The sequence below is a fragment of the Streptomyces sp. NPDC003036 genome (assembly GCF_040611175.1).
Lineage (GTDB): Bacteria > Actinomycetota > Actinomycetes > Streptomycetales > Streptomycetaceae > Streptomyces.
Window position 1 is genome coordinate 113,719 of record NZ_JBEXNO010000001.1, and the last position, 15,519, is coordinate 129,237.

Genomic DNA, 15,519 nt, shown 5'->3' on the forward strand with positions numbered 1-15,519 from the left:
TCAGCTGAGACCGACTCAGATGTCGAGGAAGCGGACGTCCTTGGCGTTGCGCTGGATGAACGAGCGCCGCGCCTCCACGTCCTCGCCCATCAGCACCGAGAACAGGTCGTCGGCCTGGGCCGCGTCGTCCAGCGTGACCTGGCCGAGCACCCGGTGGTCCTGGTCCATGGTGGTGATGCGCAGTTCCTCGGCGTTCATCTCGCCCAGACCCTTGAAGCGCTGGATGGAGTCCTCGCGGATGCGCTTGCCGTTCTGCTTGCCGAGCTCCACGAGCGCGTCGCGCTCACGGTCCGAGTACGCGTACTCGAAGTCGTCCCGGCCCCACTTGATCTTGTACAGCGGCGGGCGGGAGAGGTAGACGTGCCCCGCCTCCACCAGCGGCCGCATGAAGCGGAAGAGGAAGGTCAGCAGCAGGGTGTTGATGTGCTGGCCGTCGACGTCGGCGTCCGCCATCAGGATGATCTTGTGATAGCGGAGCTTCTCGATGTCGAAGTCCTCGTGCACACCGGTGCCGAAGGCCGAGATCAGCGCCTGGACCTCGGTGTTCTGCAGGATCTTGTCGATCCGGGCCTTCTCGACGTTCAGGATCTTGCCGCGGATGGGCAGGATGGCCTGGTACTCCGGGTTGCGGCCGGACTTCGCCGAGCCGCCGGCGGAGTCACCCTCGACGATGAAGATCTCGCACTTGGTCGGGTCGTTCGACTGGCAGTCGGAGAGCTTGCCCGGCAGGGACGCCGACTCCAGCAGGCCCTTGCGCCGCGTCAGGTCGCGCGCCTTGCGGGCGGCGACGCGGGCGGTGGCGGCCTGGATGGACTTGCGGATGATGTCCGCGGCCTCGTTGGGGTTGCGGTCGAACCAGTCCGTCAGGTGCTCGTTGGCGACCTTCTGGACGAAGGTCTTCGCCTCGGTGTTGCCCAGCTTGGTCTTGGTCTGGCCCTCGAACTGCGGCTCGCCGAGCTTGACCGAGATGATCGCCGTCAGACCCTCGCGGATGTCCTCACCGGTGAGGTTGTCGTCCTTCTCGCGCAGCAGCTTCTTGTCGCGCGCGTAACGGTTCACCAGACCGGTCAGCGCGGCGCGGAAGCCCTCTTCGTGCGTACCGCCCTCGTGCGTGTGGATGGTGTTCGCGAAGGAGTACACGCCCTCGGTGTACTGCGAGTTCCACTGCATGGCGATCTCGACCGAGAGCATGCGCTCCTTGTCCTCGGACTCCACCGAGATCACGGTCGGGTGGATGAGCTCGCCCTTGCGCGAGTTCAGGTACTTCACGAAGTCGACGATGCCGCCCTCGTAGTAGTACGAGACCGTCCGCGCGGGCGCCTCCTCGACCGACTCGGCGGCGTCCGGGTCGTCGGCGTTCATCGTCGCCTTGGCCGACTCCCGCTCGTCGGTCAGCGAGATCCGCAGGCCCTTGTTGAGGAACGCCATCTCCTGGAAGCGGCGCGAGAGCGTCTCGAAGGAGTACTCGGTCGTTTCGAAGACGTCCGGGTCGGCCCAGAACGTCACCGACGTCCCGGAGTCCTCGACGGCCTCGTGCTTGGCCAGCGGGGCGGTGGGCACGCCCAGCTTGTAGTCCTGGGTCCAGCGGAACCCGTCCCGCTTGATCTCCACGGAGACCCTGCTGGACAGCGCGTTCACGACGGACACACCCACGCCGTGCAGACCACCGGAGACGGCGTACCCGCCGCCGCCGAACTTGCCGCCCGCGTGCAGCACGGTGAGCACGACCTCGACGGCCGGCTTCTTCTCGACGGGGTGGATGTCGACGGGGATACCGCGCCCGTTGTCCACGACCTTGACGCCACCGTCCGCGAGGATGGTGACGTCGATGGTGTCCGCGTGCCCGGCCAGGGCCTCGTCGACGGAGTTGTCGACCACCTCGTACACCAGGTGGTGCAGTCCACGCTCGCCGGTCGACCCGATGTACATGCCGGGTCGCTTGCGGACCGCGTCCAGACCCTCGAGGACGGTGATCGCGCTGGCGTCGTACGACGATGAGGATGGCGTCGTCGCGCCGGCAGCAGTGGACGGAATGTTCTCGTTGGGGTTGCCGGAATCGGCCACGAAGCGCCCTTTCTGGCACAGCACAAGCCGTCTCTCCGGGTATCCGGGAGCGGCTGCGTCATTCGACATGTTCCGCAGTGGGCGGGATTACCTACCAGTGTACCGGTGACGCCGACACTCATGGGGGTTTGCCGGTACCTGAGTACGCATGTGCCGCCCTGAACCGGCGCCCACCTACTCCCCATATCCGGGAAGGGGCTCCAAGAGGCTCACGCCGCCACTCAGCGCTTCGACCTGTCAACCTCCAGCGACGGTGACGGGGGCCTCACTCTTCGCGTCCGCCGTCGCGTCCGCCGTCGCATCCGTCACCGGGGTCACGGGGCTCGGTCAGCCGTACGTGTCCCCCGGCCCCACACTCCCCGGCGCCCGCAGCGGCCCGTACCCCCGCCGCGGCCCCCCGGGCCCGAGCACCTTGATCACCCGCACGGTGCCCTGCCCCAGGTCCTCGTTCAACCGCGCCACCAGCCGCGGCGCCAGCAGCCGCAGCTGCGTCGCCCACGCCGTGGAGTCGCACTGCACCGTGAGCACCCGCTCCTCCGGGTCCTCGTCGTACCGCAGCGGTACGCAGTGCTTCGCCAGGTCCTCGCCCACGATCTGCGGCCACCGGCCCATCACGCCGCCGACCGCCGCCGGGGTCTCCCACCCGCGCTCGGTGATCAGCCGGTTGATCGCGGCGCCGAGCGGCAGCGGATCACGCCCGTCCGCCCGCGCGCCGGAGCGCAGGCCGCCGCCCCTGCGCGCCTGCTTCTTCTGCTGTGCCGCCGCGCCCCGCGCCTTCGCCTGCTCCTTCGCCGCGCGCAGCGCGACCCGCGCGAGGTCGACACCCGACGGCTCCGGCACGGAGGGCCCGGGTAGGGAAGGACCGGGCGGGTTCGTCCGGGGCAGATTGGTCCCGGGCAGATTGGTCCCGGGCAGGGCAGCTCCCGGTACGGAAGCCCCGGGGCGGGAAGGACCGGGCATCGAAGGTCCCGTCACAGCCGTTCCACCGTCCCTTCGGACACCGCATACCGCGCACCCGCCAGCACCCCCGGCACGTCGTCGTCGACCGCCGCCGTCACCAGCACCTGCTCCCCCGGAGCGACCAGCTCCGCCAGCCGCTCGCGCCGCCGCGCGTCCAGCTCCGCGAAGACGTCGTCGAGGACGAGCACCGGCTCGTTGCCCTCTCCGCGCAGCAGGTCGTACGACGCCAGCCGCAGGGACAGGGCGTACGACCAGGACTCGCCATGGCTGGCGTACCCCTTCGCGGGCAGCTCGCCGAGTTTGAGTACCAGATCGTCACGGTGGGGTCCCACCAGCGTGACGCCCCGCTCGATCTCCTGCTTGCGCACCTCGGCGAGCGCGGCGAGGAGCCCCTCGTACAGCGCCTCCCGCCCGTGCGCCCCGGCGGCCACCGGCCCCCGGTACTCCAGCGACACGGGCCCGCCGCCCGGCGCGAGCTGCTCGTACGCCTTGTCGGCCAGCGGCTGCAGCGTCGCCACCAGGTCGAGCCGCTGCGCGAGCAGCTCCGCGCCGACACGCGCCAGGTGCTGGTCCCACACGTCCAGCGTGGACAGGTCCATCGAGCGCCCGCCGTGCCGCCGCGCCATGGCCGCGGACTTCAGCAGGGTGTTGCGCTGCTTGAGCACCCGGTCGTAGTCGGAGCGCACCCCGGCCATCCGCGGCGAGCGCGCGGTGATCAGTTCGTCGAGGAAGCGCCGCCGCTCTCCCGGATCGCCCTTGACGAGCGCCAGGTCCTCCGGCGCGAAGAGCACGGTCCGTACGATCCCCAGCACATCACGCGGCCTGACCTGCGAGGACCGGTTGATCCGGGCGCGGTTCGCCCGCCCCGGGTTGAGCTCCAGCTCGACCAGCTGGGACCGCTCGCCCTGCCGGACCGCCGCGCGGATGACGGCGCGCTCGGCCCCCATCCGTACCAGCGGAGCGTCGGACGAGACACGGTGGCTGCCGAGCGTGGCGAGATAGCCCACCGCCTCGACGAGGTTGGTCTTGCCCTGGCCGTTCGCGCCCACGAAGACACCGACGCCCGGATCGAGCGGGACCTCGACCCGGGCGTACGAGCGAAAGTCGGCCAGCGACAGATGCGTGACGTGCATGGTGTGCGCCGACCTTCCCCCGGCATGCCGTGCACACCGAGGTGTGCACAGCCTGTGGATGCCTCTGTGCTAGTTCTTCTTCTCGACCGCGTGGCCACCGAACTGGTTGCGCAGCGCGGCGATCATCTTCATCTGCGGCGAGTCGTCCTGCCGGGACGCGAACCGCGCGAACAGCGACGCCGTGATCGCGGGCAGCGGCACCGCGTTGTCGATGGCCGCCTCGACCGTCCACCGGCCCTCGCCGGAGTCCTGGGCGTAGCCGCGCAGCTTCTCCAGGTGCTCGTCCTCGTCCAGCGCGTTGACCGCGAGGTCGAGCAGCCAGGAGCGGATGACGGTGCCCTGCTGCCAGGAGCGGAAGACCTCGCGCACGTCCGTGACGGAGTCGACGGCCTCCAGCAGCTCCCAGCCCTCGGCGTAGGCCTGCATCATGGCGTACTCGATGCCGTTGTGGACCATCTTGGCGAAGTGGCCGGCGCCGACCTTGCCCGCGTGGACGGACCCGAACTCGCCCTCCGGCTTGAGCGCGTCGAAGATCGGCTGGACCTTCGCCACGTCCTCGGCGGCGCCGCCGTACATCAGCGCGTAGCCGTTCTCCAGGCCCCAGACGCCGCCGGAGACGCCGCAGTCGACGAAGCCGATGCCCTTGGCGGCCAGCTCCTCGGCGTGCTTCTCGTCGTCCGTCCAGCGGGAGTTGCCGCCGTCGACGACGACGTCGCCGGGCGAGAGCAGCTCCGCGAGCTGGTCGATCGTGGACTGCGTCGCGGCGCCGGCGGGGACCATGACCCAGACGACGCGGGGGCCCTTGAGCTTGCTCACAAGCTCCTCGAGGCTGTGGACATCGGCGAGGTCCGGGTTGCGGTCGTACCCGATGACGGTGTGACCGGCGCGGCGGATGCGCTCGCGCATGTTGCCGCCCATCTTGCCGAGACCGACGAGACCGAGCTCCATCAGACATTCCTCAATCGTTTGTGTGCTGAGTTCGTACCCGCGTCCGAGACTACGCCCGGACGCGGGCGCACACCTGTGGGGTCGGGCGCTCACTCGGCCGCTCAGCCGAGCGGCCCCCGCCCCCGGTTCGCCGCGCTCAGCCGCTCAGGCGCACCGGCATGATCAGGTACTTGTACGCCTCGTCCGCCTCGGCGTCGACGGCCGGCTTGCCGCTCAGCAGCGCGGGCTTGGTCGACGTCGTGAAGGACAGCTGGGCGACCGGGGAGTCGATCGCGCTCAGGCCGTCCAGCAGGAAGGTCGGGTTGAAGGCGATCGAGATGTCGTCGCCCTCCAGCTGCGCGTCGACGCGCTCCACAGCCTGTGCGTCGTCGCTGGAACCGGCCTCCAGGATGAGGACGCCCTGCTCGAAGGTGAGCCGGACCGGCGTGTTCCGCTCGGCGACGAGGGCCACACGCTTGACGGCCTCGACGAACGGCGCGGTCTCGATCACCGCGACCGAGTTGAACTCCGTCGGGAAGAGCGTGCGGTACTTCGGCAGGTCGCCCTCGAGGAGGCGGGTGGTGGTCCGCCGCCCGGCGCCCTCGAAGCCGATCAGGCCCTCGCCCTTGCCGGAGCCCGACAGCGCCAGCGTGACGGTGTCGCCGCTGGTCAGCGACTTGGCGGTGTCCAGCAGTGTCTTGGCGGGCACCAGGGCGACCGCGGAGGCGTCCGGCGACTCCGGCTTCCACAGGAACTCTCGGACGGCGAAGCGGTAGCGGTCGGTGGACGCCAGCGTGACCGTGTCGCCCTCGATCTCGATCCGGACGCCGGTGAGGACGGGCAGCGTGTCGTCGCGGCCCGCGGCGATGGCGACCTGGGCGGCGGCGGAGGCGAAGACCTCACCGGGGACGGTGCCGGTCGCGGACGGCATCTCCGGCAGCGCCGGGTACTCCTCCACAGGGAGGGTGTGGAGGGTGAAGCGGGAAGAGCCGCAGACCACGGTCGCCCGTACACCGTCTGTGGAAATCTCCACCGGGCGGTTGGGGAGGGCGCGGCAGATGTCGGCCAGCAGACGGCCGGAGACCAGGACGGTGCCGTCCTCCTCCACCTCGGCCTCGACGGAGACCCGCGCGGAGACCTCGTAGTCGAAGCTGGAGAAGCTGAGCGCACCGTCCTCGGCCTTCAGGAGAAGGCCCGCGAGTACGGGCGCCGGCGGACGGGCCGGGAGGCTGCGGGCCACCCAGGCCACCGCCTCCGCGAGTACATCGCGCTCCACCCGGATCTTCACCGGAACCGCCTCCTGCTGTTGCTGGCTCTTCGTCGACTGCGAGAACCAGTCTGACGCACGCCACGGACAGTCGGTGCGGCTCGGGGTCAAGTCGAGCCAAGAGGCGCTTGGGGCTCCGGTGCCGAGTTGTGCACAGGGCCTTCTTCGAAGCGAATTCCCCGGTAACTCTGAGTGGGAGTAGTAGTAGGGCCTGTGGAAACCGTGGATAACGTCGTCCGCGCAGGTCAGGCCGCGCTTTTTGTCCACCGCCCCTGTGGGCGGAGCCCGTGGACAACCGGGGCTGTCTGTGGACGCGCGGAAGTTGTGCACACGCGATGCACAGACGACGCCGGGTTCTCCCCAGCGCTGTCCCCAGTTTTACCCCGCTTCCCCACAGCCCAATCCGGCATCTTCGTGTGACCGCTTTCACTCCGGCTGGTGACCTCGGGTGTTGCGTTGCCGAACAGTGGACAGCGGTGTGGAGAAGCTGTGGACCATGGACCACAGCCTGTGGGCCGCCGGTGGACAACCGAGCCGGCCCCCTGTGGACGAACTCTTCGTCCACAGGCTGTGGAGAGCGCTCGACCACAATTCCACAACCGGCTGACCTGCGGGGATGCGATACCAACAGGCTCGCCTGTGGACGCAGTCTGGACAACTCGGCAGTCCCCACCCTGTGGATCGAAGATCTCCCCCGAATCTGTGGAGAAGGGGCTCGACGCCGTACGTATTCGAACAGCGACGGGTCCGCGAAGGGCGCGGACATGACGAAGGGCGCCCCCGGGAGGTGTCCCGGGAGCGCCCTGGAAGGCTTCGGAAGCCGCTGGAAGGCCTTCCAAGGCCCATGGAAGGCCCTTGGAAGCGTTGGAAGCAGCCGGCCGCCGTCAGCCGCTCGTCAGCCGTTCTTGATCCGGTTGGTGAGCTCGGTGACCTGGTTGTAGATCGAGCGCCGCTCCGCCATGAGCGCGCGGATCTTGCGGTCCGCGTGCATCACCGTCGTATGGTCGCGGCCGCCGAACTGGGCCCCGATCTTCGGCAGCGACAGGTCGGTCAGCTCCCGGCACAGGTACATGGCGATCTGCCGGGCGGTCACCAGCACGCGGCTGCGCGACGAGCCGCACAGGTCCTCCACCGTCAGGCCGAAGTAGTCGGCCGTCGCCGCCATGATGGCGCCGGCGGTGATCTCGGGCGCCGCGTCCTCCCCGCCCGGGATGAGGTCCTTGAGGACGCTCTCGGTCAGGACCAGGTCGACCGGTTGCCGGTTGAGGCTGGCGAACGCCGTCACCCGGATCAGCGCGCCCTCCAGCTCGCGGATGTTGCGCGAGATGCGGGAGGCGATGAACTCGAGCACCTCCGGCGGGGCGTTGAGCTGCTCCTGCACTGCCTTCTTGCGGAGGATCGCGATCCGCGTCTCCAGCTCCGGCGGCTGTACGTCGGTGGTCAGGCCCCACTCGAATCGGTTGCGCAGCCGGTCCTCCAGCGTCATCAGCTGCTTGGGCGGCCGGTCGGAGGAGAGCACGATCTGCTTGTTGGCGTTGTGGAGCGTGTTGAAGGTGTGGAAGAACTCCTCCTGCGTCGACTCCTTGCTCGCCAGGAACTGGATGTCGTCGACGAGCAGGATGTCCACATCGCGGTAGCGCTTGCGGAAGGTGTCGCCCTTGCCGTCGCGGATGGAGTTGATGAACTCGTTGGTGAACTCCTCCGAGCTCACGTACCGCACGCGCGTGCCGGGGTACAGGCTCCGCGCGTAGTGGCCGATCGCGTGCAGCAGGTGCGTCTTGCCGAGGCCCGACTCGCCGTAGATGAAGAGCGGGTTGTACGCCTTGGCCGGCGCCTCCGCGACCGCGACGGCGGCCGCGTGCGCGAACCGGTTCGACGAGCCGATGACGAAGGTGTCGAAGAGGTACTTGGGGTTGAGCCGCGCGTGCGGTTCACCGGGCCGCCCGCCTCCGGTCCCCGCTCCCCCTCCGGGGCCGGTACCGCCGCCCGCGCCTGACGCGCCGCCAGGGCCCCCGGAGCCCGGGTGCGACTCGGGCAGCTCGTGCCGCCCGTCGCGCTGCGGGTCGTACGGCGAAGGCGCCCCGTGCTCGGAGCGCTGCGGGCCGCGGTAGTCGTGGTGCGGCTGCTGCGGGCGGGCCGTCGCGTACGGGTCGCGCTCCTGGAAGCCGCCGAGGCGCTGCTGCTGCCAGGAGAGGTCCTCCTGGGTGCGCGGCCAGGCGCCGGGCTCGGGGCGGTGCTGCTGGTACTCGGGGTAGGCCGGGCGCGCGGTCGGCAGCCCGTCGTCGGGCATCGGCCGGTGGCCGTAGTCGTCGTAGCGCGGCTGCTGCCGGCCGGGGGGCGCCGGGGGCACGGGCGGCTCGCCCGCGGAGTCGTCGACGGTGATCGCGATCCGGATGGGGCGCCCGCACTCGCGGCTGAGCGTGTCGCTGATCAGCGGCGCGAGCCGGCCCTCCAGGACCCGCTTGCCCCACTCGTTGGGTACGGCGAGGAGCGCCGTGTCGGCCACCAGTGCGAGCGGCTGGCACCGCTCGACCCACTGTTTGTCCTTGGGCTCGATGCCCTGCTGGCCTTCACCGAGGAGCTGCTCCAGCACTCGTGGCCACACTGCGGCAAGATCAGCAGGTACGTCAGCCACAAGGCACGCTCTCTCACAGGTCCCACGAATGTGTGGTTCTCGGGACGGGACGGGACGGACAGGCAAGGACACAACGGAAAAGAATCCGAGTTCAGCCACGGTAGTCGCGGCGGCTCGCGTGGTTCAAGTTGTTGTCCACAGCCTGTGCACAGCGGGCCCCGGCGCGGTGCCGGTTTGACCGGATGGCGTAGCCGCGCGTACCGTAACCAGGTCGAGTTGTCGATGGCTGCTGCCGCCTGCCTCCGATGGGCAAAGATCACGGTCAGTGATCGTGAAGCGGTGCACTCGGGCGTATTGCGAGCTACTCGTGGGCGCACGGTGACAGCCAGGCGATGTCCCGCCACCAACGAATCATTTCTGGAGCCCCCGAGTGAGCAAGCGCACCTTCCAGCCGAACAACCGTCGTCGTGCCAAGACCCACGGCTTCCGTCTGCGCATGCGCACCCGCGCCGGCCGCGCCATCCTGGCGAACCGCCGCAGCAAGGGTCGCGCCAACCTGTCCGCCTGATCGCTTAAACAGGTCATGACGTGCTGCCTACCGAGAATCGGCTGAGGCGGCGCGAGGACTTCGCGACCGCGGTACGCCGAGGACGCCGGGCCGGCCGCCCGCTCCTCGTCGTCCATCTACGCAGCGGCGCAACGGACCCGCACGCGTCAGGGGAGAGCGCTCCCCCGACACGTGCGGGTTTCGTCGTCAGCAAGGCCGTGGGTGGTGCGGTCGCCCGTAACCAGGTGAAGCGCCGACTGCGGCACCTGATGCGCGACCGGCTGCCCGTCCTGCCCCCCGGTAGCCTGGTGGTAGTACGGGCGCTGCCCGGATCGGGCGACGCCGACCACGCCCAGCTGGCCCGAGACCTGGACGCCGCCCTTCAGCGGTTGCTGGGAGGGGGCGCGCGATGAAGTACCCGCTGCTGGCTCTGATCAAGCTGTACCAGTGGACGATCAGCCCGCTGCTCGGCCCCGTCTGCCGGTACTACCCGTCGTGTTCCCACTACGGATATACGGCGATCGACCGGCACGGCGCGGTGAAGGGCACGGCCCTGACCGCCTGGCGGATCCTGCGGTGCAACCCGTGGTCGCCGGGCGGTGTGGACCATGTCCCTCCACGCAAGCGCCCGCGCTGGCACGAACTGCTGCGTGCCGCGCTGCGCGGTGGCAAGGGCGGGCACTCCGCCGACACGAGCCCGGCCGCAGAGACCTCGCCCAATGCTCAAGGAGCCTGATTAGTGGACACGATTGCCAGTCTGTTCGCCTTCATCACCACACCTGTCTCGTGGATCATCGTCCAGTTCCACAAGCTGTACGGGGCGATCTTCGGCCCGGACACCGGCTGGGCCTGGGGTCTGTCCATCGTGTCCCTCGTGGTGGTCATCCGGATCTGCCTGATCCCGCTCTTCGTCAAGCAGATCAAGTCGACGCGTGGCATGCAGGCGCTCCAGCCGAAGATGAAGGCGATCCAGGAGCGCTACAAGAACGACAAGCAGCGTCAGTCCGAAGAGATGATGAAGCTGTACAAGGAGACGGGCACCAACCCGCTCTCCTCGTGCCTTCCCATCCTGGCGCAGTCGCCGTTCTTCTTCGCCCTGTACCACGTGCTGAGCGAGATCGCCTCGGGCGACAAGATCGGCGTCCTCAACGACTCGCTGGTCAAGAGCGCGCGTGAGGCCCACATCTTCGGGGCTCCGATCGCCGCCAAGTTCATGGACGACCCGGGCAAGGTCACCGCGCTCAACGCTTCGCTGACGGATGTCCGCATCGTCACCGCGGTCATGATCATCATGATGTCGCTGTCGCAGTTCTTCACCCAGCGCCAGCTGATGCAGAAGAACGTCGACCTGACGGTGAAGACCCCGTACATGCAGCAGCAGAAGATGCTGATGTACATCTTCCCGGTGATCTTCGCCGTCATGGGCATCAACTTCCCGGTCGGTGTCCTCGTCTACTGGCTGACCACCAACGTGTGGACCATGGGCCAGCAGATGTACGTGATCAACCAGAACCCGACGCCGGGCAGCAAGGCCCAGGACCAGTACCTGCAGCGCCTGCTGAAGAGCGTCACCTCGCACGGTGAGGTCCGCGGTCGCCGCCGCCGCAGCGTCGTCCAGGCGATCGTGGCCAAGGGCCCGGACCGCAACGAGAACGAGCGCCGCTTCATCGGTGCCCTGGCCAAGGCCGGGTTCTCGGCCCAGGCGGACGGCTCCGTGGCCAAGGTCGACCCGGCCGTCGCCGAGGCGCAGAGCGCCGCGGCCGCCCGCCGTCAGCAGCCGAAGCGCCAGCCCAAGGCGAAGCGCCAGGCCGCTACGGGCACCCCGCAGGGTCCGGCGAAGACGTCCCTGGAGAAGAAGGCCGACGAGCCGCAGGACGCCAAGCCGAAGCAGGAGGGCGGGGCCGCCGGAGGTTCCGCACGCCAAGCCAAGTCCGGACAGCGCAAGGGCCAGCAGCGGCCCAAGCACCCGTCGTCCAAGAAGTAAGAAGGAGTCCATCCGTGACGGAAGGCACCACCTCCGCCGCCGAGGGTGGCGACACCCTGACCCGCCTGGAGCAGGAGGGCGAGATCGCGGCTGACTACCTCGAGGGTCTGCTCGACATCGCCGACCTCGACGGCGACATCGACATGGACGTCGAGGCGGACCGCGCCGCGGTCTCGATCGTCAGCGACACGGGCAGCCGCGACCTCCAGAAGCTGGTGGGGCGCGACGGTGAGGTGCTGGAGGCGCTCCAGGAGCTGACCCGGCTCGCCGTGCACCGGGAGACCGGCGACCGCAGCCGTCTCATGCTCGACATCGCCGGTTTCCGGGCCAAGAAGCGCACCGAGCTCGCCGAGCTGGGCGCGCAGGCCGCAGCCGACGTCAAGAGCACGGGAGAGCCGGTGAAGCTCAAGCCGATGACCCCGTTCGAGCGGAAGGTCGTGCACGACGCGGTGGCCGCCGCCGGCCTGCGCAGCGAGTCCGAGGGCGAGGAGCCGCAGCGCTTCGTCGTCGTGCTCCCTGCCTGAGCCCCTCTTCATGTCGGCCCCGTCTGTTCGCAGGCGGGGCCGATCTTTGTCAGCCTGATACTCAGCACTGCACTGCCGGTCGGTACTGCGGTGCGCCAATGCGGTACGGAAGGACGGTTCCCGTGACGGAGGCAGAAGAGCTTCCCCATGCGCCTCAAGAAGCGCGGACGGTATTCGGCGAGTTCTTCCCGGAAGCTGTCCGGTACGCGGAGCTTCTCGCGGACGCGGGGGTCAAGCGCGGCCTGATCGGGCCCCGTGAGGTGCCGCGGCTGTGGGAGCGCCACCTGCTGAACTGCGCGGTGCTTTCGGAGGTCGTGCCCGAGGGTGTCACGGTGTGCGACGTCGGCTCCGGTGCCGGCCTGCCGGGTATCCCGCTGGCGCTGGTCCGCCCGGACCTGAAGATCACGCTTCTCGAGCCGCTCCTGCGCCGTACGAACTTCCTCCAGGAGGTCGTCGAGCTGCTCGGCCTGGACCATGTGACCGTGGTGCGCGGCCGTGCCGAGGAGATGCTGGGCAAGCTCCCGCCGGTCCATGTGGTGACGGCCCGTGCCGTCGCGCCGCTCGACCGGCTGGCGGGCTGGGGTGTGCCGCTGCTGCGTCCGTACGGAGAGATGCTCGCGCTGAAGGGCGACACCGCGGAGGAAGAACTCCAGGGTGCCCGGGCCGCGCTCAGCAAGCTGGGCGTCGTCCAGACCTCGGTGCTGCACGTGGGCGAGGGCATCGTCGACCCGATGTCGACGGTCGTACGGGTGGAGGTCGGCGAGAGCCCCGGCGGCGTTCGATTCGCCGCCAAGCGCGCCAAGGCGGCGCGGACATCCCGTCGCCGCCGCTGAGGCCTTGGGTGGGGATCTTCCGGCTGTTGATCCTCATACGTACGCATTTCGGAGTGTCGTGATGCCTGCCTTGGGCGGCGGGTGCATCAATGTTTCACGTGAAACGTCGCTCACTGCTGCAGGGAATCATCAGCCGCGGTCGCGCGGCTGCCACGCCGCGCGACCGTAAGCCCCCGGTGGGGGGTACGGAGTTGTCCACAGAGGTGGAGTTCTCCACAGAACCACGGGCCTCGCTGGTTCACGACCCCGAAAGCATGGCAGGCTCTCTCCATCGCGAGCCTGAAGCCGAGGAGAGTGAATCCTTGCGGTCCAACGCCAACATCGCGGGACCGATGACCGATCCGGTCCCCGGTCCCCGTACCGAATCGGCGGGGGAGGATGTTTCACGTGAAACACCGCCCCCGATGGACGACACCCCCATTGGTCATGCTGCCCAACTGGCGGTGGAGGCGCTGGGCCGTGCCGGTGAGGGACTTCCCCGCCCTCAGCAGACCCGCATCATGGTGGTCGCCAATCAGAAGGGCGGGGTAGGCAAGACGACCACGACGGTCAACCTCGCCGCCTCCCTGGCCCTGCACGGCGCACGGGTGCTGGTCATCGACCTCGACCCACAGGGCAACGCCTCCACGGCGCTCGGGATCGACCACCATGCCGAGGTTCCCTCGATCTACGACGTCTTGGTGGAGAGCAAGCCGCTCTCCGATGTGGTCCAGCCCGTCATGGACGTCGAAGGCCTCTTCTGCGCCCCGGCCACCATCGATCTCGCGGGTGCGGAGATCGAGCTGGTGTCGCTGGTGGCGCGGGAGAGTCGACTCCAGCGGGCGATCCAGGCGTATGAGCAGCCGCTGGATTACATCCTCATCGACTGCCCGCCGTCGCTCGGCCTGCTGACGGTCAACGCCATGGTGGCCGGCGCGGAGGTCCTGATCCCCATCCAGTGCGAGTACTACGCGCTGGAGGGGCTGGGTCAGCTTCTGCGCAACGTCGAGCTGGTGCGTGGGCACCTCAACCCCACGCTCCATGTCTCCACGATCCTGCTCACCATGTACGACGGCCGCACCAGGCTTGCCTCGCAGGTCGCCGAGGAGGTGCGCAGCCACTTCGGTGACGAGGTACTGCGGACGAGCATTCCGCGGTCCGTCCGCATCTCGGAGGCGCCCAGCTATGGGCAGACGGTGCTGACGTACGACCCCGGCTCCAGCGGTGCGCTGTCGTACCTGGAGGCGGCCCGCGAGATCGCCCTGCGGGGGGCTGGTGTGTACTACGACCCGCAGCACGCCCATGTGGGCAGCCAGATCAGCAAGCACAGCATGTCGGAGGGGATCCAGTGAGCGAGCGACGTAGGGGACTGGGGCGTGGGCTCGGTGCGCTGATCCCCGCGGCTCCCCAGGAGAGGCAGGCGCCCTCGGTGGGGGTCGGGTCCACCTCTCCGGGGGCCATTCCCACACTGACGGCGGAGCGGGGGGTGGCGGCCGCCAAGGTCGCGACGCTGCCGAACGCCTCAGGGCCGATGGAGCCGGCGCTTTCAGCGCGGCCGGAGCCGGAGCCGGAGGAGGCGCCCGAGGCCGCGACGCCGGCCGGGGCGCATTTCGCCGAGCTGCCGCTAGACGCGATCACGCCGAACCCGCGCCAGCCGCGCGAGGTGTTCGACGAGGACGCGCTCGCCGAGCTGGTCACCTCCATCAAGGAGGTCGGCCTGCTCCAGCCGGTGGTCGTACGGCAGCTGGGTCCCGAGCGCTACGAGCTCATCATGGGCGAGCGGCGCTGGCGGGCCTGCCGGGAAGCAGGACTGGAGCGCATTCCGGCGATCGTCCGTGCGACCGAGGACGAGAAGCTGCTGCTGGACGCCCTGCTGGAGAACCTGCACCGGGCGCAGCTGAACCCGCTGGAAGAGGCCGCCGCCTACGACCAGCTCCTGAAGGACTTCAACTGCACCCACGACCAGCTGGCCGACCGGATCGGACGCTCGCGTCCCCAGGTCTCCAACACGTTGCGGCTGCTGCGGCTGTCGCCGCCCGTTCAGCGCAGGGTGGCCGCCGGTGTCCTGTCGGCCGGGCACGCCCGGGCGCTGCTGTCGGTGGAGGACCCCGAGACGCAGGACAAGCTGGCGTACCGCATCGTGGCCGAGGGCCTCTCGGTGCGCGGGGTCGAGGAGATCGTGAAGCTGATGGACTCGGAGCCCAGCAGTGCTCCGGCCAAGCCGAAGGGGCCGCGGGCCGGTACCCGGGTGGCGCCGGCGCTCAGCGAGCTCGCCACCCGTCTGTCGGACCGCTTCGAGACCCGGGTGAAGGTCGATCTCGGGCAGAAGAAGGGCAAGATCGTCGTCGAGTTCGCCTCGATGGAGGATCTCGACCGGATCCTCTCGACGCTCGCGCCTGGTGAAGGACGCGTCCTGGCACAGGGGCTGGCGGAGCAGGAGCGACAGGACGACCAGGACTGACGCCCGTTCGGCGCAGTCGTCAGGGCGGGCCGTGCTCCGGTGTTCACCGGAACACGGCCCGCCCTTTGCCGTCTTCCCGTATGCGCGTCATCACCCGATCGATACGATGCGTTCTGGTATGCGCATCCCCCTGACCGACTATGGAGGGAGAACCGGGCATGCGAGAGGTGAGCCGCGGCCGACTGGTGACAGCAGGCCTGGGACTCGGTGCGGTCGGTGGGTTCATCGGCAGCCTGCTCCGGGAACGGAGCGCGCTGGCAGCCGC

Annotated in this window: 14 protein-coding genes; 8 read left to right on the forward strand and 6 right to left on the reverse strand. The window is 69.2% G+C overall.

From position 1 onward, the window contains the following. Positions 1-15 precede the first annotated feature (15 nt). From gyrB to dnaA, 6 genes are all read right to left on the reverse strand, one after another. Complete coding sequence (gene gyrB, locus ABZX67_RS00520; RefSeq protein WP_355352152.1) at positions 16-2,088, reverse strand: DNA topoisomerase (ATP-hydrolyzing) subunit B; 2,073 nt, start codon at positions 2,086-2,088, stop codon at positions 16-18. 303 nt (positions 2,089-2,391) lie between these two features. Further along, positions 2,392-3,024: a DciA family protein gene (locus tag ABZX67_RS00525; protein WP_355352155.1), complete on the reverse strand. Its 633-nt coding sequence runs from the start codon at positions 3,022-3,024 to the stop codon at positions 2,392-2,394. A gap of 11 nt (positions 3,025-3,035) precedes the next feature. Then, positions 3,036-4,157 carry a DNA replication/repair protein RecF gene (recF, locus tag ABZX67_RS00530; protein WP_355352158.1) on the reverse strand — a complete coding sequence of 374 codons (1,122 nt, stop codon included), beginning with the start codon at positions 4,155-4,157 and terminating at the stop codon, positions 3,036-3,038. Positions 4,158-4,226: 69 nt separating this feature from the next. Beyond that, positions 4,227-5,105: a phosphogluconate dehydrogenase (NAD(+)-dependent, decarboxylating) gene (gnd, locus tag ABZX67_RS00535; protein ID WP_355352161.1), complete on the reverse strand. Its 879-nt coding sequence runs from the start codon at positions 5,103-5,105 to the stop codon at positions 4,227-4,229. A 136-nt stretch (positions 5,106-5,241) separates the two neighbouring features. Beyond that, on the reverse strand, positions 5,242-6,372 hold the full coding sequence (dnaN, locus tag ABZX67_RS00540) for a DNA polymerase III subunit beta (RefSeq protein WP_355352164.1): 1,131 nt from the start codon (positions 6,370-6,372) through the stop codon (positions 5,242-5,244). An 874-nt stretch (positions 6,373-7,246) separates the two neighbouring features. Further along, complete coding sequence (gene dnaA / locus ABZX67_RS00545) at positions 7,247-8,986, reverse strand: chromosomal replication initiator protein DnaA (RefSeq protein WP_355352167.1); 1,740 nt, start codon at positions 8,984-8,986, stop codon at positions 7,247-7,249. A 370-nt stretch (positions 8,987-9,356) separates the two neighbouring features. Here dnaA and rpmH point away from each other — a divergent pair, with 370 nt between their 5' ends. The 8 genes from rpmH (at position 9,357) to ABZX67_RS00585 (ending at position 15,254) form a co-directional block, all read left to right on the forward strand. Then, complete coding sequence (gene rpmH, locus ABZX67_RS00550) at positions 9,357-9,494, forward strand: 50S ribosomal protein L34 (protein WP_018846094.1); 138 nt, start codon at positions 9,357-9,359, stop codon at positions 9,492-9,494. 20 nt (positions 9,495-9,514) lie between these two features. After that, positions 9,515-9,886: a ribonuclease P protein component gene (rnpA, locus tag ABZX67_RS00555; protein ID WP_355352171.1), complete on the forward strand. Its 372-nt coding sequence runs from the start codon at positions 9,515-9,517 to the stop codon at positions 9,884-9,886. Next, complete coding sequence (gene yidD / locus ABZX67_RS00560) at positions 9,883-10,209, forward strand: membrane protein insertion efficiency factor YidD (protein ID WP_355352174.1); 327 nt, start codon at positions 9,883-9,885, stop codon at positions 10,207-10,209. Before rnpA ends, yidD begins: the two co-directional genes overlap by 4 nt. A gap of 3 nt (positions 10,210-10,212) precedes the next feature. Then, on the forward strand, positions 10,213-11,457 hold the full coding sequence (gene yidC / locus ABZX67_RS00565) for a membrane protein insertase YidC (RefSeq protein ID WP_355352177.1): 1,245 nt from the start codon (positions 10,213-10,215) through the stop codon (positions 11,455-11,457). A 14-nt stretch (positions 11,458-11,471) separates the two neighbouring features. Then, complete coding sequence (locus tag ABZX67_RS00570) at positions 11,472-11,981, forward strand: R3H domain-containing nucleic acid-binding protein (protein WP_355352180.1); 510 nt, start codon at positions 11,472-11,474, stop codon at positions 11,979-11,981. A gap of 122 nt (positions 11,982-12,103) precedes the next feature. Continuing rightward, on the forward strand, positions 12,104-12,814 hold the full coding sequence (rsmG, locus tag ABZX67_RS00575; RefSeq protein WP_355352183.1) for a 16S rRNA (guanine(527)-N(7))-methyltransferase RsmG: 711 nt from the start codon (positions 12,104-12,106) through the stop codon (positions 12,812-12,814). Positions 12,815-13,068: 254 nt separating this feature from the next. Continuing rightward, entirely contained in the window at positions 13,069-14,145 is a 1,077-nt protein-coding gene (locus ABZX67_RS00580) for a ParA family protein (RefSeq protein ID WP_355352714.1), read from the forward strand. Further along, the gene (locus ABZX67_RS00585; protein WP_355352186.1) at positions 14,142-15,254 is read left to right on the forward strand and encodes a ParB/RepB/Spo0J family partition protein; all 1,113 of its coding nucleotides are present in this window, start codon (positions 14,142-14,144) and stop codon (positions 15,252-15,254) included. The genes ABZX67_RS00580 and ABZX67_RS00585 overlap by 4 nt, the downstream gene beginning before the upstream one ends. Positions 15,255-15,519 lie beyond the last annotated feature (265 nt).